At 67.3% G+C, this 23,089-nt stretch carries 27 protein-coding genes; 9 read left to right on the top strand and 18 right to left on the bottom strand.

Annotation, left to right across the window (positions count from 1 at the left end):
- From ON23_RS13260 to ON23_RS13250, 3 genes are all read right to left on the bottom strand, one after another.
- A partial coding sequence (locus tag ON23_RS13260) for an SDR family NAD(P)-dependent oxidoreductase (RefSeq protein WP_039778460.1) occupies nt 1-705 on the bottom strand: 705 nt, incomplete at its 3' end.
- On the bottom strand, nt 702-1,724 hold the full coding sequence (locus tag ON23_RS13255; RefSeq protein ID WP_039778459.1) for a phosphotransferase family protein: 1,023 nt from the start codon (nt 1,722-1,724) through the stop codon (nt 702-704). The genes ON23_RS13260 and ON23_RS13255, both read right to left, overlap by 4 nt.
- The gene (locus tag ON23_RS13250) at nt 1,721-2,929 is read right to left on the bottom strand and encodes an acyl-CoA dehydrogenase family protein (protein ID WP_039778465.1); all 1,209 of its coding nucleotides are present in this window, start codon (nt 2,927-2,929) and stop codon (nt 1,721-1,723) included. Before ON23_RS13250 ends, ON23_RS13255 begins: the two co-directional genes overlap by 4 nt.
- Nucleotides 2,930-3,059: 130 nt before the next feature.
- Between ON23_RS13250 and ON23_RS13245 the strand changes: the two genes are divergently transcribed.
- On the top strand, nt 3,060-3,941 hold the full coding sequence (locus tag ON23_RS13245) for a TetR-type transcription factor C-terminal domain-containing protein (protein WP_051042622.1): 882 nt from the start codon (nt 3,060-3,062) through the stop codon (nt 3,939-3,941).
- A gap of 17 nt (nt 3,942-3,958) precedes the next feature.
- Here ON23_RS13245 and ON23_RS13240 read toward each other — a convergent pair whose 3' ends face one another.
- The 6 genes from ON23_RS13240 to ON23_RS13215 form a co-directional block, all read right to left on the bottom strand.
- Nucleotides 3,959-6,220, bottom strand: coding sequence for a SpoIIE family protein phosphatase (locus tag ON23_RS13240; protein ID WP_039778457.1), 2,262 nt, complete (start codon nt 6,218-6,220; stop codon nt 3,959-3,961).
- Nucleotides 6,221-6,260: 40 nt separating this feature from the next.
- Nucleotides 6,261-6,893 (bottom strand): SpoIIE family protein phosphatase, encoded by a 633-nt coding sequence (locus ON23_RS13235; protein WP_039778456.1) that lies wholly within the window; start codon nt 6,891-6,893, stop codon nt 6,261-6,263.
- Entirely contained in the window at nt 6,886-7,284 is a 399-nt protein-coding gene (locus tag ON23_RS13230) for an ATP-binding protein (RefSeq protein WP_174372303.1), read from the bottom strand. Before ON23_RS13230 ends, ON23_RS13235 begins: the two co-directional genes overlap by 8 nt.
- A 17-nt stretch (nt 7,285-7,301) precedes the next feature.
- On the bottom strand, nt 7,302-7,676 hold the full coding sequence (locus ON23_RS13225; RefSeq protein WP_030518329.1) for an STAS domain-containing protein: 375 nt from the start codon (nt 7,674-7,676) through the stop codon (nt 7,302-7,304).
- A 12-nt stretch (nt 7,677-7,688) separates the two neighbouring features.
- Nucleotides 7,689-8,582: an STAS domain-containing protein gene (locus ON23_RS13220; RefSeq protein WP_030518330.1), complete on the bottom strand. Its 894-nt coding sequence runs from the start codon at nt 8,580-8,582 to the stop codon at nt 7,689-7,691.
- A 152-nt stretch (nt 8,583-8,734) separates the two neighbouring features.
- Complete coding sequence (locus ON23_RS13215; RefSeq protein WP_083870804.1) at nt 8,735-9,262, bottom strand: MarR family winged helix-turn-helix transcriptional regulator; 528 nt, start codon at nt 9,260-9,262, stop codon at nt 8,735-8,737.
- A gap of 251 nt (nt 9,263-9,513) precedes the next feature.
- Between ON23_RS13215 and ON23_RS13210 the strand changes: the two genes are divergently transcribed.
- Nucleotides 9,514-11,190, top strand: a complete 1,677-nt coding sequence (locus tag ON23_RS13210; protein WP_051042627.1) for a fumarate hydratase — start codon at nt 9,514-9,516, stop codon at nt 11,188-11,190.
- A gap of 106 nt (nt 11,191-11,296) precedes the next feature.
- Here ON23_RS13210 and ON23_RS13205 read toward each other — a convergent pair whose 3' ends face one another.
- Together ON23_RS13205 and ON23_RS13200 are read right to left on the bottom strand one after the other, a co-directional pair.
- Nucleotides 11,297-12,448 carry a zinc-dependent alcohol dehydrogenase gene (locus ON23_RS13205; protein WP_039778452.1) on the bottom strand — a complete coding sequence of 384 codons (1,152 nt, stop codon included), beginning with the start codon at nt 12,446-12,448 and terminating at the stop codon, nt 11,297-11,299.
- Nucleotides 12,441-12,872 (bottom strand): tautomerase family protein, encoded by a 432-nt coding sequence (locus ON23_RS13200; protein ID WP_039778450.1) that lies wholly within the window; start codon nt 12,870-12,872, stop codon nt 12,441-12,443. The genes ON23_RS13205 and ON23_RS13200 overlap by 8 nt, the downstream gene beginning before the upstream one ends.
- 93 nt (nt 12,873-12,965) lie before the next feature.
- Here ON23_RS13200 and ON23_RS13195 point away from each other — a divergent pair, with 93 nt between their 5' ends.
- A complete protein-coding gene (locus tag ON23_RS13195) occupies nt 12,966-13,559 on the top strand; it encodes a TetR/AcrR family transcriptional regulator (RefSeq protein ID WP_039778448.1) in 594 nt (197 codons plus the stop codon).
- Between the two features lie 83 nt (nt 13,560-13,642).
- Here ON23_RS13195 and ON23_RS13190 read toward each other — a convergent pair whose 3' ends face one another.
- Entirely contained in the window at nt 13,643-13,948 is a 306-nt protein-coding gene (locus tag ON23_RS13190; protein ID WP_039778446.1) for a putative quinol monooxygenase, read from the bottom strand.
- Between the two features lie 57 nt (nt 13,949-14,005).
- Nucleotides 14,006-14,800 (bottom strand): helix-turn-helix domain-containing protein, encoded by a 795-nt coding sequence (locus ON23_RS13185; RefSeq protein WP_051042620.1) that lies wholly within the window; start codon nt 14,798-14,800, stop codon nt 14,006-14,008.
- A gap of 87 nt (nt 14,801-14,887) precedes the next feature.
- On the opposite strand from ON23_RS13185, the gene ON23_RS13180 reads away from it, so the two are divergent.
- A complete protein-coding gene (locus ON23_RS13180; protein ID WP_039778443.1) occupies nt 14,888-15,253 on the top strand; it encodes a nuclear transport factor 2 family protein in 366 nt (121 codons plus the stop codon).
- Between the two features lie 19 nt (nt 15,254-15,272).
- On the opposite strand, the gene ON23_RS13175 is transcribed toward ON23_RS13180, so the two are convergent.
- Nucleotides 15,273-16,496 carry an FAD-dependent monooxygenase gene (locus ON23_RS13175; protein WP_039778441.1) on the bottom strand — a complete coding sequence of 408 codons (1,224 nt, stop codon included), beginning with the start codon at nt 16,494-16,496 and terminating at the stop codon, nt 15,273-15,275.
- Nucleotides 16,497-16,884: 388 nt separating this feature from the next.
- Between ON23_RS13175 and ON23_RS13170 the strand changes: the two genes are divergently transcribed.
- Nucleotides 16,885-17,283 carry a PPOX class F420-dependent oxidoreductase gene (locus ON23_RS13170; protein ID WP_039778462.1) on the top strand — a complete coding sequence of 133 codons (399 nt, stop codon included), beginning with the start codon at nt 16,885-16,887 and terminating at the stop codon, nt 17,281-17,283.
- Nucleotides 17,284-17,307: 24 nt separating this feature from the next.
- Here ON23_RS13170 and ON23_RS13165 read toward each other — a convergent pair whose 3' ends face one another.
- Nucleotides 17,308-17,943, bottom strand: a complete 636-nt coding sequence (locus ON23_RS13165) for a hypothetical protein (RefSeq protein ID WP_157170218.1) — start codon at nt 17,941-17,943, stop codon at nt 17,308-17,310.
- A 172-nt stretch (nt 17,944-18,115) separates the two neighbouring features.
- Here ON23_RS13165 and ON23_RS13160 point away from each other — a divergent pair, with 172 nt between their 5' ends.
- Entirely contained in the window at nt 18,116-18,370 is a 255-nt protein-coding gene (locus tag ON23_RS13160) for a hypothetical protein (protein WP_039778461.1), read from the top strand.
- A gap of 49 nt (nt 18,371-18,419) precedes the next feature.
- Here ON23_RS13160 and ON23_RS13155 read toward each other — a convergent pair whose 3' ends face one another.
- Nucleotides 18,420-19,631: an FAD-dependent monooxygenase gene (locus ON23_RS13155; protein WP_039778437.1), complete on the bottom strand. Its 1,212-nt coding sequence runs from the start codon at nt 19,629-19,631 to the stop codon at nt 18,420-18,422.
- A gap of 94 nt (nt 19,632-19,725) precedes the next feature.
- Between ON23_RS13155 and ON23_RS13150 the strand changes: the two genes are divergently transcribed.
- A complete protein-coding gene (locus tag ON23_RS13150; protein WP_039778436.1) occupies nt 19,726-20,487 on the top strand; it encodes a TetR family transcriptional regulator in 762 nt (253 codons plus the stop codon).
- Between the two features lie 43 nt (nt 20,488-20,530).
- On the opposite strand, the gene ON23_RS13145 is transcribed toward ON23_RS13150, so the two are convergent.
- Together ON23_RS13145 and ON23_RS13140 are read right to left on the bottom strand one after the other, a co-directional pair.
- The gene (locus ON23_RS13145) at nt 20,531-21,142 is read right to left on the bottom strand and encodes a hypothetical protein (protein WP_039778435.1); all 612 of its coding nucleotides are present in this window, start codon (nt 21,140-21,142) and stop codon (nt 20,531-20,533) included.
- A 15-nt stretch (nt 21,143-21,157) separates the two neighbouring features.
- A complete protein-coding gene (locus tag ON23_RS13140; RefSeq protein WP_083903910.1) occupies nt 21,158-21,925 on the bottom strand; it encodes a class I SAM-dependent methyltransferase in 768 nt (255 codons plus the stop codon).
- A gap of 203 nt (nt 21,926-22,128) precedes the next feature.
- On the opposite strand from ON23_RS13140, the gene ON23_RS13135 reads away from it, so the two are divergent.
- Nucleotides 22,129-22,524, top strand: a complete 396-nt coding sequence (locus ON23_RS13135) for a DUF3224 domain-containing protein (RefSeq protein WP_039778433.1) — start codon at nt 22,129-22,131, stop codon at nt 22,522-22,524.
- A 53-nt stretch (nt 22,525-22,577) separates the two neighbouring features.
- Nucleotides 22,578-23,039, top strand: coding sequence for a hypothetical protein (locus ON23_RS13130; RefSeq protein ID WP_157170217.1), 462 nt, complete (start codon nt 22,578-22,580; stop codon nt 23,037-23,039).
- Nucleotides 23,040-23,089: the final 50 nt, after the last annotated feature.

Raw genomic sequence — 23,089 nt, 5'->3', positions numbered from 1 at the left:
GTTCGGGACAACCGCCCGCGACGACAACCGCAGCAGGGCATCGACCATTTCGACGATGTCGCCGACGGTGAGCATCTGCTCCGGCGGGATGCGATCGTGGATCCAGGCGCTCATATCGGTGTCGACATATCCGGGAGCGAGGGTGGTGGCGCTGATGCCGTTACCCGATTCCTCGGCGTTGAGGGTGGCGATCAGGGAGATGAGCGCTGCCTTGGCCGCGCCGTAGACGGCGAGTCCGGCTTCGGCGTAGACGCCCGTGATCGACGACAGCGCAATCACTTTCGCGCCCCGTTCGGGTGCGGCCGCGGCGGCGGCACGCAGCATCGGCAGCGCGCCCTGGATGAGCTGCAGCGGCGCGCGCAGATTGACCGCGAGGGTCTTGTCGAAGCGCCGCACGGAAGTGTCGGCGAGCGGACCGGCGGTGCCGACACCCGCGTTGAGGATCAGCGCCGACAGGGTGCCGAACCGGTTCGCGTGCTCGGCCACCACCCGCTCGACGCCCTCGGTATCGGACATATCGGCGGCCACGGCGACGACGTCGGCCGCGCCGGCCGACCGCAGTTGCGCGGCGACCTCGTCGAGGCGTGCGGCATCGCGGGCGGTGACGGTCAGCGAATAGCCTTGTTCGGCAAGGCGATTCGCGATCCCGAGCCCGATGCCGCGGGACGCCCCGCTGATCAGGGCGGACTTGTGATTTCCGGTCACTTCCGGACTCCTTTCAGTGCGCGCAGCCCGGCGGCCATGAACTCCGGTGTCGCCTCGGCCGCGCGTTCGGCGGCGGAGCCGGCATCCGAGCCCCGCAGCGCGCGGTGGGTGATGCCCTCGCCGATGACGCCGAGCTTGAAATTGGCCAATGCGAGGTAGAAACCCCAATCACCGAGATCGCGGCCCGACGCCGCGGCGTAGGCTTGGGCGAGATCGTCGGCGCCGGGCATGCGGTGGCTGGTCCACGCGGCCGGCGAGCCGAGCACGAGATCGAAGATCGGTGCCCGGTACACGCACATCAACGCCACATCGGTGAGCGGATCACCGAGGGTGGACAGCTCCCAGTCGACGACGGCGCGGACCCGGCCGGGATCGCGCGCATCGAGAATGGTGTTGTCGATGCGGAAGTCGCCGTGCACGATCGAGGCCGCCGACCGGTCCGGCACCGCCTCGGCTAGCGCGGCGTGCAGGGCCGCGACGTCGGGAAGTTCGCGGGTCTTCACCCGTTCCCATTGGGAGGCCCACAGATTCACCTGCCGGGTGACGAATCCGTCCGGGCGGCCGAACTTTTCGAGTCCGACCGCGACTGGGTCCACGGCATGCAGCTCGGCCAGTACCCGGACCAGTTCATCGACGGCGGTGTCGATCTGGGTGTCGGTGAGTGCGGCGAGATCGTCCTGATCACGGATTACGGTGCCGTCGACGAACTCCACGACGGTCATCGGCGCGCCGAGTGTGGCGCCGTCGGCGTCGAAGGCGACCGTCTTCGCCACGGGCACCGCCGATTCGCGCAGGGCATGGGTCACCGTGAACTCGCGGGCCATATCGTGCGCGGACGGGGTCAGCCCGGCGACCGGCGGGCGGCGCACGACCCATCGCGACACCTCGTCGGCGGCGACGAAGGTCAGATTCGACCGGCCGCCGCTGATCAGCTCCACGCGCAGTTCACCGCGCAGGTCGACGCCCTGCTCGCGCAGGAACCGCTCGAGCGCGGCGACGTCCATTCCGGGCAGGCTCATTCTGCTTCTCGCAATGCACGCTTCGCGGCGCCGACCGCGCGCTTGGCGATCGCCCACCGATGGACCTCGGACGGTCCGTCGTAGATGCGGAAGGGCCGTACCTCACGCGACAGCCGCGCCAGCGGCAGGTCGCCGGATACGCCGAGGCCGCCGCACATCTGCATACTGCGATCCACGATCCGGAAAATGGCTTCGGCGGCAAAGGTTTTCGCGATCGAGGTGGCGTTGGCGGCGGGCTCGCCGCGGTCGAGTTCCCAGCAGGCTCGGGTCAGCAGCGCGCGGGTGGCGGCGATATCGATCTCGTTGTCGGCGATCATCTTCTGCACCATGCCGAGGTCGCCGAGGCGCGAACCGAAACCCTCCCGCCGGGCCACGTGCGCGACCGCGACGTCGTGTCCGCGGCGGGCGGCGCCGAGCCAGCGCATCACATGCGTCATGCGGGCCGGACCGAGACGGACCTGCGCGTACTCGAAGCCGCGGTCGACCTCGCCGAGCACGGCCGCATCCGGAACCAGCAGGTCCTCGAAGAAGACCTCGCAGTGCCCGCCGACCATCGAGCGATCCAGCGTGTCGAGATGGCGTCCGACCCGGATGCCGGGAGTGTCGGCCGGTGCCAGGAACATGGTCGCGCCGCCACGCTGTCCCGGTTCTCCCGAGGTGCGGGCCATGATGATGAAGAAGCCCGCGCCGTCGGCGCCGGTGATGAACCATTTGCGGCCGTTGATCCGCCATCCGCCCTCGGCGCGGACCGCGCGGGTGGCCAGCGCCGACGGATCCGATCCTGCGCCGGGCGCCGGTTCGGTCATCGCGAAGGCGGACCGCACGTCGCCGTGTGCGAGCGGCGCGAGGTACTGCTGCTTCTGCTCCGGATTCGCGATATGTGCGAGCATGTGCACATTGCCCTCGTCGGGGGCGGCGATGTTCAGTGCCGTCGGGCCGAACAGCGAATAGCCGGCCTCCTCGAAGACCGGTGCGCGGTCCGACATTCCGAGACCGTGGCCGCCGTATTCGACCGGCGCGTGCGGCGCGAAGACACCCGCCTCGCGCGCGGCCTGCTGCAGTTCGACGCGGAACGTGTCGCCACCGGCCGCGGCGATGTCGCCGTCGTGCGCATCCTCGAGCGGCAGCACCCGATCGCGGATGAAGTCGCGGGTACGTTCGGTCAGTTCGTGCACCTCGGGCGGCAGGGACAGCTCGATCGCCACGTCCACTCCTCGATCTCAGTCGCCGAACGATCGCTCGGCGATCACCTGTCATGCAGACTCGCATGTCGCGATAAAGCCTGTCAATTCGGTGTTCTACGCCCGCCCAGAGTGTTCAGGTATTCTGAACATCATGGACGGTGCGGAGCAGGATCGACACAATGTGGGCAGCCGGGTGCGGCAGGCGAGAACCGATGCCGGGCTGTCGCTGCGCGCGACCGCGGAACGCATCGGCGTCAGCCCGGCCACCCTCAGCGCGATCGAGAACGACAAGACCGGCGTCTCGATCGCCCGGCTGCGTGCCTTGGCCGCGGCGCTCGACACCACGGTCGCCTGGTTGATCGACGAATCTCCCGCGCCGCGGCCGGCCCGTCCGCGCCCACGACCGAGCTGTACGCCCGAGGGCGGCACCGCCCGTGCCTGGCGCGAATTCCCGCCGCTGGACATCGATCCGGTCCTGGCCGCCGCCATCGATTCCTTCGTCGAGACCGGATATCACGGCGCGACCATGCGGTCGATCGCCCACCGCGCCGGGATGAGCGTGCCCGGCGTCTATCACCACTACCGCGACAAACAGGAACTGCTCGTGCGCGCGCTCGACCTCACCATGGACGAATTGCATTGGCGCACCAGGGCGGCGCGCGGCGAGGCCATCGATGGCCGCGACCGCCTGATCCGCGTGGTCGAGGCCCTCGCCCTGTTCCACACCCACCGCCGCGAACTGGCCTTCATCGGCGCCAGTGAGATGCGCAGTCTCACGCCGGACAATCGCCGGCGAATCACCGCATCCCGCAACGAGATTCAGTATCTGCTCGACGCGGACATCGACACGGCCCTGGCCGAGGCGAACCTCCCTGCCGCGCACGCGCGTGTCGCCGGCCGGGCCATCGCCACGATGTGCACGTCACTGCCACAATGGTTCCGGCTCGACGGGCCCGCGACGCCCGAGCAGATCGCCACCGAGTACGCCGGTTTCGCCCTCGGCCTCCTCGGAATGGAGACGCGGAACGCGTGACCGGCGACGGGCTGAGCTCAGACCCTGCTCGCCGCGGAGAACGTCACCAACGGCAACTTCGCGGTCATCCGCACCCGCGTGCCGGTCTCGGTGTGCTCGATCTCCACGTCGTCGGCGAGGGCACGCATCATGGACAGCCCGCGCCCGCGGGTGCCCGGATCCTCGGGCAGCGGTCGCCACGTGCCGGTGTCGATGATCTCGAGGCACACCGCGCCGCGCACATGGGTGGCGGTGAGTGTCACGTGACCGGAAGCGTCGGGGGCATAGGCGTGTTCGATGCTGTTCGTGCAGGCCTCGTTGGCGGCGGCGACCAGATCGGCGGCGAGGTCGTGACCGACGGCGGCCGCGGACAGCCACGACGTCAGCGCGCGGCGCACACCCGACAGCCGTGCGGGTTCGGCGGGGATGTCCAGATGCAGCGGCTGGGGCGGCTGGCGGTAGACCACCATCGCGATATCGTCGTCGTAGCCGGCCTCGGGGCGCAGCCGCGACAGCACCGCGTCGGCCACCTCGCGCGGCAGATGCGTTGCGGCGCCGGATAATTCGTCGGCGATCTGTTCGAACCGGATGTCGATGTCGATGCCGCGCTGCTCGACCAGGCCGTCGGTGAACAACACCAGCGTCGAACCGGGTTCGATCGCGGTGGTGGCCTCGGGCCGGTTCGGGGTGTCGAAGGTGGCCAGCGGTACCGCGCGCCCACCTTCGAGCAGCCGGCCGGTCTGCCCGGGCGACGCCAGCACGGGCGGCATATGCCCGGCACTGGAGTACCGCAGCAGCCCGCGCGCGGGATCGAGGATGGCGGCGCAGACCGTCGTGCACATGGCGCCGGGGATGCGGGCGGCCACCGCGTCCAGTTCGGCCAGCAGCTGGGCGGGCCCGGCGCCGCGCAGCAGCAAAGCTTGTGCGGCGGTGCGCAATTGGCCCATCACCACCGCCGCGGACAGACCGCGGCCGACGCAGTCGCCGACCACGATGCCCAGGGTGCCGTCGCGCAACTGCACCACGTCGTACCAGTCGCCGCCGATCTCGAGCGGGGGGAGTGCCGGTTCGTAGTGCACCGCGAATCCGGGCGGCAGTTCGAGTGGCCCCAGCATGGCCCGCTGCAACGTCAGCGAGGTCGAGCGGGCCTGGTCGAAGTTGCGGGCCCGCTGCACGGCGAGGCTGAGGTGGCCGACCAGCAGCGAGAACAGCGCCCAGTCGCCGGAGCTGATCGCCCGCGGCGCGGCGAAGCGCACCCACAGTGCGGCGTCACCGGTTTCGCCCAGCGGCGCCACGATGCCCTCCGAACTCGCCGCGCCTTCGGGGATGGCGAACATGGCGCGATGCGGCCGCATCCGGGTGCGGTCCAGCAGCGCCCGCGCCCGCGCGTCGATCACCTGACGGGAGACGGCGTCGCCGCCGGCCACCGGGCCCGAGACGTACAACTCGGGTGCGGTCTGGCGATTCGCCCACATGGACACCACGGCGGTTTCCGCGCCGATGGCCCGGCGCAGTTCCTCGAGCCCCACCGACAGCACCTCGGCCACCGTGGTGGCGGCGCCGACGGCGGTGGCCAGCAGCGATACCGCCTGGTCGCGGGCCTGTGCGTCGTGTTCGGCGGTGACGTCGCGGATGGTGCCGACGAAGAGCCGCTCGTCGTCTTCCGGATTGCGCAGCGAGGACGTACTCACCGCCAGCCACACCCGCCGGCCGTCGCGGTGGCGGGCCGGCATCACGAATCGGGCGGCCTCGGTGCCCAGCGCCGGATAGTGGGTGGACGATTCGTCGTCGGTCCACGGATGCGGCAGCGGGTAGGGGACGGAGTCGGGCCCGTATCCGGTCAGCGCGCCGAAGGCCGAGTTGACCTCGGTGATGGTTCCGTCGTCGGCGGCGACGAAGAAGCCGTCCTGCAGCGACTCCACCAGAGCGGTGCGGAAGGCGTCGCGACCCTCGAGATCCTCGGCGCGCAGCCGCTGCAATTCGTAGCTGCGGGTGCTGTCGAGGAAGCCGCGGGTGGCGACATCGAGCGCGGCGAGGGTTTGCAGCAGGAATTCCAGCGCCGCCTGCGCGCGCTGCGCGGCGTCACCGTCGAGTTGCTGCGCCCCGGGGCCGGCGATCAGGCCTTGTTCGTCGAGCAACCGGAAGTGGTGCTCGGTGAGATCCAGAATGCTCACACCCTCGACCAGTGCGCGCCGGCCGAGTTCGTACCCTTCGGCGAGTGTGTTCTGGGTGGGTGAATCCATGTGCAGCCGAAGCGCATTCGCATACGCCTCGCGGAACGCGGCCAGCACCGCGCTCATCGCCGCACCCGGGGTGCGCTCGTCGGCCGGCCCGGCCGGCTCACGAGGCGCCCGCGATCGGACCGCGGTGCCGCGCGGCCAGCACCAGCGCGTCGTCGGTGTCCTTGACGTGATGACGCAGGATGTCGTCGGCGATATCGGTGGTCGGCCGCGCCAGATCCAGGGTGTCGACGAAATCGCTGACGATGCCGTCGGTCGACATCACCAGCACATCGCCGGGCCGGATCGCCACGGTCTGGGTCTGCAGATTCGGCGGCAGCAGATAGCCGACGATCCCGCCGGTCAGCAGCGCCGTCGCCCGTACCTCGGGTTTACCGGGGCCGATGGCGACCACCCGGGATTCGACATTGCCGACCCCGAGCCACTGCAGTTCGTCGTCGCCGGTGAACAGCACCAGCGAGACCGCCGCACCCCGGGTGTCGGCCATCGCGCGGTGACACAGCACCATCAGCACGTCCAGCGGTTCGGCGCGATTGTCGGCGAGTACCTGCGCGGCCCGGTCGGCGGCATCGGCGGCCGCGGCCCCGTGTCCCAGTCCGTCGAGCACCGCGAACAGCACCGAACCGTCGCCGGCGTCGAGTACCACCGACCGGTCGCCGGAGACGCGCTGACCCGGCAGGGCCCGGCCCGCCACCGCCCATTCGACAGTGCCGACCGATCCGTCGTCATGCACCGGTGGGTACCCACTTCCACATCTCCACCAGCGTTCCCTGTCCGGGCGCCGACTCCACGATCAATCCGTCCATCAGCCGTCGCGCGCCGGGTAATCCCAGCCCGAGTCCGCGGCCGGTGGAGTAGCCGTCTTCCAGCGCCCGGGGGATGTCCCGGATACCCGGCCCCTGGTCCTGCGCCTGCACGACCAGGGCGCGGCGGCCGTCGCGCTCCTGCACCGCGACCCGGATCTCACCGGTTCCGGCGTAACTCGTGATATTGCGGGCGATTTCGGAGATGGCCGTGGAAATCATGGTGATGTCGGTCAACGTGAAACCCAGCTCGGCAGCCAGCTCCCGCCCTGCCTGTCGCGCGGTCACGATGTCGCCCGACACCTTCACCGCTATCACCATGTTGTCGGAGGCCACGATCACCGACCGCTTCGCCGGCCGTTGGGCAGCTGTCTGTTGAGCCAGGCCAGCCCCTCCTCGAGGTCCAGCGCCGTATGCATGCCCTCGAAGGTCAAGCCCAGCTGGACCATCGCGAACGCCACTTCGGGCTGCAGACCGACGATCACCGTCTCCGCACCCCGCAGTTTGGTCATGTGCGCGATGGTACGCAGGGAGCGCGCGGCGAAGGAGTCCATGACGTCGATCGCCGTGACGTCGACGATGATTCCCTGGGCACGATACTTGCTGACGTAGGTCATCAAGTCGTCCTGGAGGCGTTCGGTATCGGCGTCGGTGAGCGCCGATTGCACGGACGCGATCAGGTAGGTGCCCTGCTTCAGAATGGGTACCGGCATGAGGCGCCTTGACTACCGTCCGTCGCGGTCGGTGAGTCTCGAGATCTCGTAGCCGAGCAGTCGCTCGGCCTCCTCGATACCACCCTGTAGGTCACCGACCGCGTTCATCTTCGTCAGATCGAGGCCGATGGTGACCAGCGCCAGCGCGATCTCCGACGAGAGGCCGGTGATGATGACGTTGGCACCCATCAGATTCGACGCGTCGACGGTCTGTACCAGGTGGTTGGCGACCGTGGAGTCGATCATCGGAACACCGGTGATGTCGATGACGACCACCTTGGCGCGGTTGGCGCGGATCGCGCGCAGCAGCTGTTCGGTGAGCTGCCGGGCGCGCTGGCTGTCGAGCACGCCGATGATCGGCAGAATCAGCAGCTGCTCGCGCACCTGCAGCACCGGCGTCGACAGCTCGCGGATGGCTTCCTGCTGCTGGCGGATGACGCGCTCGCGTTCCTGCACGAACGAGATGGCCACGGTGTTGGCGATCCGGTTGGCCGCGGGCTCGTAGGCGTCGAGTACGCGCTTGAGCAGTTCGAAGTCGGACTGGTACTTCTCGAACAGGCTGCGCGCGAGCACATCTCGCAGCAGCAGCACGATGCCGACGACCTCGTCGGTTTCGACGCCTCGCGGGATGATGCGTTCGGACAGGTCGCGGGCGTAGGCCTGTAGTGCCTCGACGCTACCGGTTTGCAGCGCCTCGACGTAGTTGTCGTAGATGGAGGTGGCCTCGGAGAAGATCTCCTCCGGGGTCATCGCGGTCAGCAGTGCGGCGTCCCCGATACGACGTGCCCATTCCTCACGTAGCTCCGTGCGGTTTTGGCGCAGATGTTCGACCAGTTGTGGCAGCAGATTCTCGACCGGACCTGCCGGTATGGAATCCGGAGAGAGGCCGATGGACACGTCGGACATGAAAACTCGTGCCCCTTTCCTAAGGGAGGTCGGTTCGTCGGGGTCGCTCGTACGTGGCTGCCGTCGAGAAGCCGCAGTCGAGCCTAGTCTCACTCGATACCCGCTGGCGAACAATCGAAACATGTCGCGAAGGTGTGTGCTCGGCCACCCCATCAGCCGGGCTGCGGACTGGGCTCGCGAGGCACGGCGCCGCTGTGGTCGATGCAGGCCTCGCCGCCCGGGTCCGGCGCGCGGTGATGGGTCAGCAACGTGTCGTAGATGTCGGCGAGTGCGGCCAGCTGGTCGCGGTCCAGAACGTCGATCATGTGCCGCCGCACGCTCTCGACGTGGGCGGGAGCGGCGGTGGCCAGCACTTCCGCGCCCTTCGGAGTGAGGACGGCGGCGGTGCGGCGGGCATCGTCGGGGATGGCCTCGCGGGCGACCAGCCCGCGCTTCTCCATGCGGGTGATCTGGTGGGAGAGCCGGCTCTGCGACCATTCCAGCACCGAGGCCAGTTCGGCGAAACTGCGCCGATGGTCGGTGGCGTCGGCCAGTCGGGCCAGCACCGTGTACTCGACGTAGGTGAGATTCGAGGCGCGCAGGGAGTCGCGGCCGACGGCGGCGGCGATGAGATCACGGGTGAAGACGAAGCCGAGCCACGCTCGCGTTTCGAGATCGTCGAGCCAACGGGGTTCGGTCACAATTCCTCTCCAGGGTTCTGCGTCGGTCATGGTATTGCCTTCCCGCTGTCGGCGATACCCGAAGTCGCGGTATCGGATCGACACCTACACCCACCACATTGAAGGTGCAACCGTTGTACTCGGCAATGAAGATTAGGCTGGCCTGACCTCGGCGTGACGCGGTGTGCTGATTAGAGTCGGAGCGTTGTTTCGGCCGCGAGCGGTTCTCCCGCCGGCCGAGTGCACCCGCAGACACACAAGGAGTGCGATTCGTGACCGCGCCTGAGTTCCGCTATTCGGATCTGCTTCCCACCGGAGCCGACGAGACCCCCTACCGGTTGCTGACCACCGAGGGCGTCAGCACATTCGAAGCGGGCGGACGCACGTTCCTGCAGGTCGACCCCGACGTACTGCGAATGCTGACCGCCGAGGCGATGCACGACATCAGCCACTATCTGCGCCCGGCGCACCTGGCCCAGCTGCGCAAGATCATCGACGATCCGGAGTCCTCCGGTAACGACCGCTTCGTCGCGCTGGACCTGCTCAAGAACGTCAACATCTCCGCCGGCGGCATCCTGCCGATGTGCCAGGACACCGGCACCGCGATCGTGATGGGCAAGAAGTCCGAGGGCGTGCTCACCGGCGCCGACGACGCGGAATGGATCTCGCGCGGTGTGTTCGACGCCTACACCAAGCTGAACCTGCGGTATTCGCAGCTGGCGCCGATCACCATGTGGGACGAGAAGAACACCGGCTCGAATCTGCCGGCGCAGGTGGAGCTGTATTCCACGGCAGGCGATCCCACGCACCCGGCCTACAAGTTCCTGTTCATGGCCAAGGGGGGCGGCTCGGCGAACAAGTCGTTCCTCTACCAGGAAACCAAGGCCATCCTGAACCCCACCCGGATGCTGGAATTCCTCGACGAGAAGATCCGCTCGCTGGGCACCGCCGCCTGCCCGCCGTACCACCTGGCCGTGGTCATCGGCGGCACCAGCGCCGAATTCGCCCTGAAGACAGCGAAATACGCCTCCGCGCACTATCTGGACACCATGCCGACCGAGGGTTCGATGGCCGCGCACGGCTTCCGCGATCTGGAGCTGGAGGAGGAGGTCTTCAAGCTGACCCAGTCCTTCGGTATCGGCGCGCAATTCGGCGGTAAGTACTTCTGCCACGACGTGCGCGTGATCCGGCTGCCGCGCCACGGTGCGAGCTGCCCGGTCGCGATCGCGGTGTCGTGTTCGGCCGACCGGCAGGCGCTGGCCAAGATCACCCCCGAGGGCGTGTTCCTCGAGCAGCTGGAACGCGAACCGGCGCAATACCTTCCGGAGCAGACCGACGAGATCCTCGGCGGTGACGTGGTGAAGGTCGACCTCAACCGGCCGATGTCGGAGATCCGCGCCGAACTGTCGAAGTATCCGGTGAAGACGCGGCTCTCGCTCACCGGTCCGCTGGTGGTGGCCCGCGACATCGCGCACGCCAAGATCAAGGAGCGCCTCGACGCCGGCGAGCCGATGCCGCAGTACCTGCGCGATATGGCCGTCTACTACGCCGGCCCCGCCAAGACCCCCGAGGGTTACGCGTCGGGTTCGTTCGGTCCGACCACCGCGGGGCGCATGGACTCCTATGTCGACCAGTTCCAGGCCGCCGGCGGGTCGTTCGTCATGCTCGCCAAGGGCAACCGGTCGGCGCAGGTGACCAAGGCGTGCAAGGAGCACGGCGGTTTCTACCTCGGCTCCATCGGCGGCCCCGCCGCCCGCCTGGCCCTGGACTGCATCAAGAACGTCGAGGTCCTGGAATATCCGGAACTCGGCATGGAAGCGGTCTGGAAGATCGATGTCGAAGACTTCCCCGCCTTCATCGTGGTCGACGACAAGGGCAACGACTTCTTCGCCGAAACCCAGAAGCCGATCGCGCTGCGCGTACGGACGCGCTCCAAAGAGCGGGTCTGAGGTTCGGCCCGGGCCGCTGCCGATAGCGGCCCGGGACAGGTCCCGGATGTACTGCGGGTAACCGGTCAGCCAGGTGACGGTTGTTTCGGCCCGAGAAGCACGGCGTTCAGAGTCCGGCCCCTTCCGTCGCGGCGTGCAGTGGTGCACGGTGCAGAACCAGCTTGGTGGTGTGCGCGGTGTACGCCTCGGGCGCGTCGTCCCAGTCGGCCGCGAGCGTGGTGACCGTTTCGGCGGGGAAGTCGTGCCGGGCAACGAAATCCAGGAGATCCGGCAGTATCGGCCGGACATGGGAGACGCCGATACTCACCGTGGCGTCGTTGGCGTACATGTGCATCAGCGGAACCTTGGTGCCGACCGGTAGATAGTAGCCGACGGGCCGGCAGAAGCCGCCCGGTGCCAGTGAGCGCAGCGCAGCGTCGACGCCCGCGGCCGTGGATGTGCCTTCCACGGCGATGTCGTAATCGCGGCGGGGAATGTCGGTGCGTCGGATCTTGCCCTTCGCCGACGTGGAATGCGCTCTGGCGCCGAGCTTTTCGGCGATGTCGAGCCGCTCGCGTCGATGATCGACATAGTCGACGACCTCCGCGCCGTGCCGGACCGCGAGCCCGGCCGCGTACAGACCGATGCTCTGTGCCGCGCCACCGAGCACCAGAACCTTTCCGCCGGGCCGAATGCGCAGACCCGGGTTCACACATCGCCAGGCATCGGCGAGGTTGTCACTGGCGGCCGCGACTCGCAGCGGGTCGACGCCGGCCGGAAGCGGAACGAGCATGTGGTCGGCGAACGGAATCCGTAGCAGGTCGGCGACCATCCCACCCCATGGGCCGCTCGCCGGGCCGAATCCGAACGCGGCCAGGGTGGAAGTGCGCGTGGTGGAGCATTTCGCGGTCAGTCCCAGCCGGCATTCACGGCATTCGCCGCACGATATCGCCCACGGGACTACGACCAGGTCACCGCGACGCAGCGTTGTGATGTCCGCGCCGACCTCGACGACCTCGGCGACGCACTCGTGCCCGATGCCGAACGGGCCCTGGAACGGGATCTGCCCGCAGATACTGCTCACGACCGGATCGATCAGCCCCGCACGGATGCCGAACTGCATGGCCCGGGATACATGCCGATGAATCGGCAAGGTGTCGCCGTCACATCGACCCGCCACGATCGGGCGCACCAGCGCGTCGCGCGCATCGCGCAGCATCGGTGCGGGGCGTTCCCGCCACTCCAGACGCCCGGCTCGGATGAACTGCAGCTCAAGCATTGTCGCGCTGCCCCTGTGCGAGCGAGGCCAGCTCCTTGAATCTCACGATGCTCCCGGCGGCGCCCCAGGTGCCCTCCGGTTGTTCGTGGATCAGTACCCACACCCGCCAGGCGTCGCCGTCGGTGAGACCGGCCGCGGTGAGTACCTGCTCGGTGACTTCGGTGACCAGTCCGGCTTTGCGCCGCTGCGACAGGCCGCCTTCGGGAACGGTCACATCTACGCGGAAGCGCGGCAGGTCGTCTTCGAGTGCGGCGAATCCGCCTGCGGCCACGTCCTCGACACGGCACCACGCTTGTGCCCGGAAGAACGCGGTGTCCGGTGCGCCTTCCCATTTCAGCAGCGTCTTCGGGAGTGAGCGCAACAGCTCGTCACGCGTCGGTCCGGTCAGGACTCCCGCGGGCACGGTCAGGTGAATCATCGGCATCGATGTGCTCCTTCGCTCAGGAAAACGGACTATAACGACCGTTATAATCGGGGCACGCTACTATATGACGGGTGTTATAGACAAGGAGGTAGGGTGGCGGAATCTCAGGACGCACGCCGGAAATTGGTGGCCGGCGCGGCCGATATGATCCGGCGGCGCGGCCTCAACGCCACCAGTGTGCGCGAACTGGCCAAGTACGCCCACGCGCCGTTGGGGTCGACGTACCACTACTTTCCCGGAGGCAAGACGCAGCTGGCGACCGAGGCTGTCACCTTCGCCGGCGACCTGACCGCGATGTTGCTGGTCCGCGAGCTCGACAACGGACCGGTCGAGGGGTTACGTGCGTTCCTCAGGACGTGGCGAAAAATCCTGGTGGACAACGACTTTCGTGCCGGATGTCCCGTACTGGCCGTCTCGGTCGAAGATCTCGCCGACGCGGAGGAAAGTCCTCGCGAAGCGGCGGCCGCCACATTCGCTCGGTGGACCGAACTGCTGAGCGCGTCGCTGCGCGACTATGGAGCCGGTGACGCAGACGCCGAGCGTATCGCCACGCTGATCGTCGCCGCTGTCGAGGGAAGTGTGGCGATGTGTCGCGCCGAGCGCAGTACGAGAGCGCTCGACCACATCGGCGTCGAGCTCGAAACGATCATCGAAGCGGCGATCGCAGAGCCTCGCAGCGAGGGGTGAGCGCACACCGAAGCGCGGCCCGGTCAGGGCATCGCAGAAGGCGCCGCCGCGCGGTTCGGTCACCGCGCGGCGCGAGGGAATGATTAGAGGGCGCCCTTGTCCGGGTCGCCCGCGGGGACGGCTTCGAGGACCTGGACGTCCAGCGAGCCGGTTACCAGCCCTTGGAGTCCTTCGTTCAAGGCTTTGAGGTTCGGTGAGCCGCCGTGGACGCCCAGCGCCGCCATATCCCGCCACTTCTCGACGAACACGAAACGGTCCTTGCCCCGGTGCAGGGCGTAGAGCTCACACCCGTCCTCGGTGTGGACTTCCGGGATGAGGCGGGTGAGGACTTCCGCGACCTCGTCGAATTTGTCGGGCTTCGGGGTGATGGTGGCAACGATCACAGGCATAACGCGGAGGGTAGCAGCCGGCCTCGGCGGGCGGGCCCGCGTCTCGGGCACGATCGGTTACGGCGAATCGCCGGACGTTCCGTCCGTCCGGAAGAACCGGCGGGTCGCGAGATCGGCGGGGAAATAGGCTTCGATGGCGATCTCGTCCAGCGTGATGTCGAAGGCCGCGCCGAACGTTGTCACCGTGTTGACCAAGCACAGTTCGGTCCCGCGATGCGCGATCCGGATCGGCAGCGCGATGTCGGTGGGGTCGGGAGGTGAGGGCTCGTGTGCGGGCCCGAACTCCGCCAGTTCCTCGTACAAGGCGTGCAGGTGCGGATCTCCGGTGCGCGCGGCCTGGTGGGCGAGCCGGGGGAGCAGGTACCCGCGCACTTGTTCGAGGTTGCGGAGTCTCGGCGCCAGCCCGTCCGGATGCAGCCCTACGCGCATCATGTTGATCGGCGGCGTCAGCAGCGCCGGATCGGCTCCTTGCAGGAATACGTCGACGGCGCTGTTGGCCGCCAACAGATTCCATCGACGATCCACCGCGAGCGCCGGATACGGTTCGTGCCCCAGCAACACCTGCTGGACCGTTTCGCGTACGCGGGCCAGATCAGGATCGTGCAAGGGATGGGCCCGGAACACCGGCGCGTGCCCGGCAGCGACCAGCAGCCGATTGCGTTCCCGCAACGGCACACCAAGCTGCTCGGCCAGATGAAGGACCATCGCGCTGCTGGGAATCGTGCGACCCGTCTCGACGAAGCTGATGTGACGAGGCGACACCTCCGCCTGAATCGCCAGGTCCAGCTGACTCAGGCGACTGCGGTGCCGCCATTCGCGCAGCAGTTCTCCGATCGTCCGGTCGCTCGTCATGCCGAGAGTCTGCTCGGTTACCGCGCGCCGCCGCCATTACACGCCATGTAATCGACGCACCCCGCGCACGTCCGCGACAGTCGTCACATGGACAGAACGAACAAGCAACTCGTCGTCGACGGATTCCGAGAGTTCGCGGCAGGAAATATCGACGTGCTCCGCACGCTGCTGCACGAGAACTTCATCGAGCACAGCCCCGGAAACCCCAGCGGGCGTGACGATTTCATCGAGTTCATCACCACCGCCCCGGTCGCCGGCGCAGCTCTCGAACTCGTGCGAGTCATCGCGGAGGACGATTACGTGGTGCTGCATTACCGGATGTCGCCCGGCGGTGATGAGCCCGATGTCGCCGTCGTGGACATCTGGCGGCTCGAGGACGGGCGGATCGTCGAGCATTGGGATGTGGTCCAGCCCGTTCCGGAAGCCGATCAGCTCCCGAACGGGATGTTCTGAACTGCGCCCCGGCGGTGGCCTACCGCACCGCGGCCGATGACGTGGTCGGCGCGGTCGTGCTCCTGGAGTCGGGAACCCCTGCGTAGTCGGGCAGGTCCACACCGTTGAGCGCGCGGTCGATCAGTTCGGCGAACCATTCGCCGGTGAAATCGGGGCTCGGCTCGGAGTCGGGGCCGGGGACCTGGAGGCTGCGCGCGTGCAATCGGCCGATCTCCTGATTGGCCTCGACGTACGGGCGCATCAGTGCCTCGTAGCGAGCGAAGCCGACTGCCGGGTCCCAGTCGGCGGCCGCCAGCTCTCCGGCCAGCAGGTAGGCGCCGACCAGCGCCAGCCCGGTGCCCTGTCCGGACAGTGGCGACGAGCTGAACGCGGCGTCACCGAGCAACCCCACCCGTCCGCTCGACCAGCGGTCCATCACCACCTGGGCGACCTGGTCGAGGTAGAAGTCCGGGGTGTCGTCCAGGTGCTCGAGGATGCGTGCGGTCAGCCAGCCCATGCCGGCCATCCGCTCCCGGAGCAGGCGCTTCTGGGCCGCGACGTCGCGATAGTCGACGTCGAGGTCCGCGGCGGGGAAGGAGAACATCGCCATCGCCTGGGTGGCGTCCGGGAGGGGGCGCAGGCCGGCGGACCGCCCGGATTCCTGGAAGTCGACCAGCCAGCGGTCGATGCCGAATTCGTTCGGCACACTGTAGAAAGCCAACGCGCGTCCGAGGTGACGGATGAACTCCTCGCGCGGGCCGAAGACCATCGCGCGCAGTGCCGAGTGCAGTCCGTCCGCTCCGATCACCAGGTCGAAGCGCCGCCGGGCGCCGCTCGCGAAGACGACGTCGACCCCGTCGGTGTCCTGAGTCAGCTCGGCGATCCGATCGTCGAAGATGTACTCGACATCGTCGTGGGTGTCGTCGTAGAGCACCCGGGACAGGTCCCCGCGCAGGATTTCGATCTCCGAGATGTACCCGTCGCCGCCGTCGTCGTCGGCGCGGAAGGTTTCCAGCACCGCGCCGTCCGCATCCACGGTGTACGCGCCGGCGGTCTCGGTGCGCGCCGCGCGCACCGCGGCATCGAGCCCCATCCGCCGGATGACCTCCTTGGTCACCCCGCGCGCGTCCACGGCCTGCCCGCCGGGACGCAGCTCCGGAGCTCGCTCCACCACGGTCACCTCGGCGCCCCGCCGGACGAGCCAATGAGCCAGCGCGGGACCCGCGATACTCGCGCCCGCCACCAATACTGTCGTGACGCTCACTGCGCCCCCTGCTCACTCGTGGCGATCGTTGTCCGGGTCGTGTGTTCCTGGTCGGGTCTGTCGGTGCTCATCGTTGCCTCCCTCTGCCGGTGTATCCAGAGGTGTCGACGGCGAGGCCACGGAAAATTCATCGGTGCCGCCGAGACAGCGAGATCGGCTCGGATGGAACGGCCTGTGCAGCTTGCTGATTCGGGAGAGATCCGCAACCCTCGATCGAAAAGCTAGCAGCACTAGACAATCTATCAAGCGAGGTGCTACCTTCGCTCTTGTCGCTAGCGTTGATAGTTTCTGGCGAGAGCGGCCGAACCATCCGCGCTCGGCGCCACCGACACCTCCGGCTGATCGCCGGGGGCTCAGCTGATTTCGACTTCACCGAGGAGTGAACGACATGACCTTCACCAGCAACGAACACAAGTTCCTCGCCGAGGCCGGGATCGGCCGTCTGGCCACGGTGTCGCCCGACGGCGTCGTGCAGAACAACCCGACCAACTATCGGGTCAACGCCGACGGCACCATCGACATCGGGGGTATGCGGATGCGCGCCAGCCGGAAGTACCGCAACGTCGAGGCGGGCAGCCGCGTGTCGTTCGTCGTCGACCAACAGGTTTCGTTGGAGCCGTACGAAATTCGTGGCATCGAGGTACGCGGCACGGCCGTCGCACTCGACGACGAGGAGCCCCCGTTCCCGCCCCAGGAACGCGCGGTCATCCGCATCCACCCCGAGCGGATCATCTCCTGGGGCATCGACGGCGGATCCTTCGAATTCACCAGTCGCAAGGCCGAGTAGTCCCGCGTCGCCGTCGGTGGGACGTCATGGTGTCGAGCCGGAGGGAAGGGTTTCCCGCTCGGGCGGGGAGATCGGCTCCGCGCGATCTCCGAGCAGGTAGTCGCGGAAGGCTCGCAGGTACTCGCCGAGTGCCTCCTGATCGGCGAACCTGATTCCGGTCGGATCGAACCATTCCTCCGGCGTCGGTCGCCACGCGATCATGTAATCGAGCGCGTCGCGCACCAACAACCCCAGGGTCGGATCCGCGGCGCAGGCGTTACGCAGCGCTGAGGCAATTTGCCGCATTCCGTCTCGGTGCGCAGCGCAGTGCATGCCGACCAGCGCCCAGTGCAGGCCATCGATATGAGGAATCTCGTCCCACCACGTAAATCTCTCGGGAGAGGTCTTGCCGGCCCGCGCTCGGCCTCGTGATGCCGTGACCGGCGTCGGGTAGTCGGCGGGAGCACCGCGTCGGTCGATGTCGCGCGTCGGCCCGGTTCCGAGATTGACAGGTGGGTACCACACGCCGCGCCACGCCGGGACTCCGAGAAAGCGGGGGTTTCCCGGCAGCGGTTCTGCCAGCGAGATGTCGACGGTAATCCGGTGCACGGTCGGCAGCACTCCGCCGGGGAACTGGGCCGCAACCATCGACAGGCAATCCCGCGCGTCGACGCCGGTCACGCCGGCACCCCGCCAGAATCGGGCGTCGTAGTTCTCGTCCGGATCGAATTCGATCCAGAACCGCCGCATCGTGGTCATTCGTACCTTCCTCCCACCGGCCCCGATGTCGAACGCCGACCCTCGATGATCGCAGAGCTCGTGTAAGAGCGGGATGGGCGGGAACCACTGCGGTATGACGGAGAACACAGCGGAATCAACCACGAAGCCTGCCGAGACGGCCACGCCCGAACCGGACGAACAAACCCGCGAGCGGGCGAAGAAGGAAGCCGAAAGGCTGGACGAGATCTACGAGCCGGGTGCACGCGCGAGCGTCGTCGTACCCGGTACCGACGGCATGGTCGCCGGTACCGCCTTCGCCGACGCGGTCGACGAGCAGATCACCGAGAACAAACCGCCGGACGAACTTCGCAAGGACAACGATTCCTGATGTCGGCCGAACCGCGCCGGCGGTCCGCTGGTCGGTAGCCGAATCAGGTTCATTGCGCGATCGAAGCTGCGGGCAGGTCGTAGTCGGGAAGCTGCTCGGTGGCCTTGGGCGCCATGATGCGTTCCATCCCGGCCATCGATTCCAGGATCGGCAGGCGCGTGATGAGATTGCGCACCGCAATGCCGACCCGTGATTTCGGTGCCATCAGTCGCAGATTGGGGCCGATCTGTTGTTTGCGGTCGACCAACGGTCGGTGGGCCCGCTCATACCGACGGAAGGCGAGGCGATGGTCCCCGGCGGCGGCTGCGAGCTCACCGGCGAGCCGGTAGGCCCCGATCAACGCCAGTTCGGCCCCGGCACCGGAGGCCGGAGACGCGCAGTAGGCGGCGTCACCCACGAGCGCGACCCTGTCGATCGACCATGACCGCATGCGGACCTGGCCGAGCGTGTCGATGTAGGCGTCCGGATCGGCGAGTACACCCTTCAGCAATTCCGGCACGTGCCAAGCGTTTTCACCACGGAACTCGGCGGCGAGCAGCGCCCGCGCCGCGTCCTGGTCGCGCGGGTCGATATCGCGCCGTGCACTGCGGAACATGAGATACGCCTTGGCCTGAGGGTGATTGCCCGAGCGGTAGATCCCGGCGAAGTGTCCGGGAGTATTGAAGACCGTCATCCACCGGTCGGGTCCCAGCGTCGAGTCGGTGTTGCCGAAGGCGAAGTAGTGGTCCATGTGCCGGACGTGGTCGGACTCCGGGCCGAAGGCCAGTCGCCGGACCGTCGAGTGCAGGCCGTCGGCGCCGATCACGAGGTCGAAGCGTCGCATCGGCGCATGCTCGAAGGTGACGATGACACCGTCGTCGTCCTGCTCGAGCCCGAGGATGGAGTCGCCGAAGATGTACTCCACGTTGTCCACCGTGATGTCGTGCAGGATCCGGACGAGATCGCCACGCATGATCTCCGCCTCGGTGCTGCCGTACTTCTCCTTGATTCCCTGCATGTCGATCCGGGCGATGTCGCGTCCATCGGCGCGGACGAACCTCATTCCCGCGACGTCGGCCGCGGAGTCCCGCACCCGCGCCATGATTCCCATCTTGTCGGCCACCTCGATCGCCTGATCGCGGATATCCACCCCTTGGCCGCCGGTCCGCAACCCGGCTGCTCGTTCGACCACCGTGGGCCGGAATCCGTGGCGCGCAAGCCAGTACGCCAACACCTGACCGGCGATACCGGCACCGGAAATCAGAATCCGCTCGTTCTTCATCGCGTCCTCCTTGTTTCACAATTACTGACCGTTGGTCAGTGATCTCACGATAGGTCGCTGACCAACGGTCAGTCAAGGGGTAGAATCCGGAACCGTGACTGACGATTCGCGTACTCGAATCCTGCGCACCGCGCTGGAGATGTTCGCCGAACGCGGCTACCACGCGGTATCCGTGCGGGAAATCTCCGAACAGGTCGGACTGACCAAAACCGCTGTGCTCTACCACTTTTCGAGCAAGATCGACATCGTCGTCGCCCTGGTCGAACCATTGCTGGCAGACACCGAGGCCATGCTCGAATCCGTCCGGACCATCCGGAATCCGGACGCGCGGCGATGGGCAGTGGCCGAAGGGCTCCTCGATACCTGGCTCCGGCATCGGTCGCTGCTGCGGATACATATGCAGGACCAGGCACTGTCGGCCGATACCGCGACCTACCGGCGGCTGCGTGACATCGCCCTGACCGCGCAGGGACTACTCGCCGGCCTCGACGCCGATTTCACTTCGCAGGTAAGGGCCGCGCAGATCTACGCGGCGCTCAGCGATCCGGTGGTGTTCTTCGCCGATCGGCCCGAAAAACAGTTACGCGCAGCGATTCTCGACGGCGTGCACCGGCTGCTGGGTGGATTACCGCCGCGTGACACCGCTCGTACGCCGGAGCGGCCCGTCACCACCTCACAACCTCGGACCGCGCGCGGCCGCCCGGGTGCGATGACTCCGGAAATGGTCGAGTCCGCTCGGCACATGCGGGATTCCGGCGAATACACCGTCGACCAGATCGCCGCGACGCTGGGTGTATCCCGCGCAACCGTCTACCGGAATCTCACAACTTCGAACGATCGTCCCACTGTCTCATAAAGACTCTGTTTTTGATACGGAAGAGCTCGGTTCAGGGGTTGTCCTATTCCGAGAGGGTTTCCAACCAGGGATGGCCAGGATGCACTCGCGACAGCCATTCGGACAGTCGGGATCGCCGTGAGGTGTCCATGGCGGGGAGCGCGTGCAGGAAGTCCGCCTCGTCCTTGGCTCGCCGGGCTTTCGCCTTGAACAGGAGCACGACCTCGGGGATCACGTAGGGGATGCCGTCGGCGGTGTGGAGGATCAGCTCCTCGTGGGGCAGGGTGATCGAGGCGTCGCGGCGGCATACCCATCGATCACCGCTGTGTGGCTCGCGGAATACGTCGAGGCGATAGAGCCCGGTCGCCGGTTCGCGCAGCCACGTCTGATGGTGGTTGCCGGCTTCCTCCGGGAACGGCCAGGCGTGCCCGTCGCCGACGACGTCCCATTCGTAGCCAGGGAAGGCGGCCGCGATGTCGTCGAATCGTTCAGGGGGAATACCGATTTCGAGATCGGAGTGCGCACGATTCAGCCCGCCGACGAACAGATCCAGCGCCCAGCCGGCGGCGACGTACCAGCATGGCGGGGTGCCAGACAGGCGTTCGGCGACTTCGCTGGGCGTCCAGGCTTTCCAGAGTCTCTCGCATTCCTCGACGGATACTGGGCGTCCGGTCATCTCAGGTCGCCTCCTTCACATCGGACGGTTGTCGGCGTACAGGACGAAGAACAGGAAGCACAGGAATCTGTTGTGGGTGCTGTCGCCGAGTACCTCGGGGATCAGATCGCGAGCGGTGGGCAGGGCCGGGGGTTCGCTGATGACGCCGATGCGGAAGCCGGCCGCGGTGAAGGCGTCGGTCATCGCGTGTAATGGCCGGTCCCAGAAGCTCAGTCGGGCGGTCTGCTCGCCCATGGTCCATTCGTCGATCCGGTTGCGGATCTCGAAATAGTCGGTCGAATCCCCGGCCAGCCGCTGTCCGAGGAAGTTGGCGAAAGGATGCTCGACCGAGACGATGAGCCTGCCGCCGGGGACCAGCACGCGTCGCAGCTCAGCGAGAGCCGGTCCCCAGTCCCGCAGGTAATGCAACACCAGAGACGCGACGACATCGTCGAACCCGCCGTCGGGAAAGGGCAGCGGGTCGGCCAGGTCGGCGACTCGCAGGTCCGCGTCAGCGCCGAGGCGTTGCCGGGCCTGCTCCAGCATCCGGGTACTCGCGTCGATGCCGGTCACGACGGCGCCACGCTCGCGCAGCGCGGCGAACAGGGGACCCGGGCCGCAGCCGACGTCGAGAATTCGCCGCCCGGACACCTCCCCGGCGAGTTCCAGGATCGCGGGCCGGTTGTAGTAGGCGTGCAGGAGGCCGGTCTCGTTCTCGGCCGCGTAGCCCTCGGCGATGCTGTCGTAGCCGCTCACCCCGACCTGATCGGCGGGACGTGCATGGCCTTCGGGAACCGGAGTCATACGCCTCATCCTGGCACGTCAGAGACGTGGATGCGGTGTAAAAGCTTGTCAGCCAACCATTCCGGAGGCGCACTGTCGCGCGATGGGGTGCGCGGCCGCGCCTGAGAGGAGGTTTCGGGCTGTGGTCCGCTGAGGTACGGACGCGGGGCAACGGGTACGACCCATCGGAGTCTGCCGGCGGTCGACTCAATAAGCTCGCAGGCATGACCGACCAGCACCAGCCCCGCACCGTCGAAGCGCGTTTTCAGATCGTCGATTTCACCGAGACGGTCTATGACCAGCCGGAGGTGGGGCCCAAGCTGACACGGGTGCAGATCCGCAAGAACTACAGCGGTGTGATCGAAGGCTCCGGTGTTGTGGAAGTGCTGACCGCCCAGGGAGATTCCGGTGCCGGATTCGTTGCCTCGGAGCGCATCGACGGCATCCTCGACGGGCGTCGGGGAACGTTCGTCATCCAGCACGGCGGTGTGATGCAGGGGGATACCCAGAGCACGTACGGGACCATTGTTCCAGGGTCGGGTACCGGGGAACTCGTCGAAATCTCCGGCCAGGCGACGGAGGCCCAGCAGGAGGTCCTGACCCTCACCTATTCGCTGTGAGCGGGCGTGTCGCCGGACTCTAGGACAATCCATGTTCTGGCAGAGTGCCGTTCATGACCCCGAGCGATCTCTTCTTCCAGCTGGGAGCTGAGCACAGGCGACAGGTTCATCTGTCGCTGTGCGAGGATGCGCTGTCGACGTGGGACGATTACGTCCGGGGAGAGCCCCGCGAGCTGCGTTATCGCGACTCGGTTGTCGGGATGCGGCATAAGGTGGAGGTCGAGCTTCCCGCTGATGCCCTTCGCTCCGCTCGGGCGGGGGTGGATCTCGCGGGGGTGCGCGATCGGTATCTCGAGCCCATTTGCGCGATGCAGGACGATGATCTGGTCTTCCCCGATCCGGTCGAGTTCGCCTACTACGCGATCTACAACTGTTTTCGCAAATACGCCCGTGGTGACGACATCGAGGATTGGCTGATTGTCAACCAGGCGTTATCGGCTCACGACATCGACGAGGCGGCGCCGCGTTTGACGCGCACCATCGACGATGTCGTCCGGAGCCGGTCCGAGAACTGATCGGCGGTCCGGCCGCCAGCTCGTCTCAGGTGTCGGCCGGACCGCCCGGT

It is taken from the genome of Nocardia cerradoensis NBRC 101014 (genome assembly GCF_000308535.1).
Lineage (GTDB): Bacteria > Actinomycetota > Actinomycetes > Mycobacteriales > Mycobacteriaceae > Nocardia > Nocardia cerradoensis.
This window is presented reverse-complemented; position numbering and strand designations above follow the sequence as displayed.

Coding starts and splice junctions, on each gene's coding strand:
- ON23_RS13255 (WP_039778459.1), bottom strand. CDS start 1,724: ATGAGCCTGCCCGGAATGGACGTCGCCGCGCTCGAGCGGTTCCTGCGC.
- ON23_RS13245 (WP_051042622.1), top strand. CDS start 3,060: ATGGACGGTGCGGAGCAGGATCGACACAATGTGGGCAGCCGGGTGCGG.
- ON23_RS13240 (WP_039778457.1), bottom strand. CDS start 6,220: ATGAGCGCGGTGCTGGCCGCGTTCCGCGAGGCGTATGCGAATGCGCTT.
- ON23_RS13230 (WP_174372303.1), bottom strand. CDS start 7,284: ATGGTGATAGCGGTGAAGGTGTCGGGCGACATCGTGACCGCGCGACAG.
- ON23_RS13225 (WP_030518329.1), bottom strand. CDS start 7,676: ATGCCGGTACCCATTCTGAAGCAGGGCACCTACCTGATCGCGTCCGTG.
- ON23_RS13220 (WP_030518330.1), bottom strand. CDS start 8,582: ATGTCCGACGTGTCCATCGGCCTCTCTCCGGATTCCATACCGGCAGGT.
- ON23_RS13205 (WP_039778452.1), bottom strand. CDS start 12,448: ATGCTTGAGCTGCAGTTCATCCGAGCCGGGCGTCTGGAGTGGCGGGAA.
- ON23_RS13200 (WP_039778450.1), bottom strand. CDS start 12,872: ATGCCGATGATTCACCTGACCGTGCCCGCGGGAGTCCTGACCGGACCG.
- ON23_RS13190 (WP_039778446.1), bottom strand. CDS start 13,948: ATGCCTGTGATCGTTGCCACCATCACCCCGAAGCCCGACAAATTCGAC.
- ON23_RS13185 (WP_051042620.1), bottom strand. CDS start 14,800: ATGACGAGCGACCGGACGATCGGAGAACTGCTGCGCGAATGGCGGCAC.
- ON23_RS13180 (WP_039778443.1), top strand. CDS start 14,888: ATGGACAGAACGAACAAGCAACTCGTCGTCGACGGATTCCGAGAGTTC.
- ON23_RS13170 (WP_039778462.1), top strand. CDS start 16,885: ATGACCTTCACCAGCAACGAACACAAGTTCCTCGCCGAGGCCGGGATC.
- ON23_RS13160 (WP_039778461.1), top strand. CDS start 18,116: ATGACGGAGAACACAGCGGAATCAACCACGAAGCCTGCCGAGACGGCC.
- ON23_RS13155 (WP_039778437.1), bottom strand. CDS start 19,631: ATGAAGAACGAGCGGATTCTGATTTCCGGTGCCGGTATCGCCGGTCAG.
- ON23_RS13145 (WP_039778435.1), bottom strand. CDS start 21,142: ATGACCGGACGCCCAGTATCCGTCGAGGAATGCGAGAGACTCTGGAAA.
- ON23_RS13140 (WP_083903910.1), bottom strand. CDS start 21,925: ATGACTCCGGTTCCCGAAGGCCATGCACGTCCCGCCGATCAGGTCGGG.
- ON23_RS13135 (WP_039778433.1), top strand. CDS start 22,129: ATGACCGACCAGCACCAGCCCCGCACCGTCGAAGCGCGTTTTCAGATC.
- ON23_RS13130 (WP_157170217.1), top strand. CDS start 22,578: ATGACCCCGAGCGATCTCTTCTTCCAGCTGGGAGCTGAGCACAGGCGA.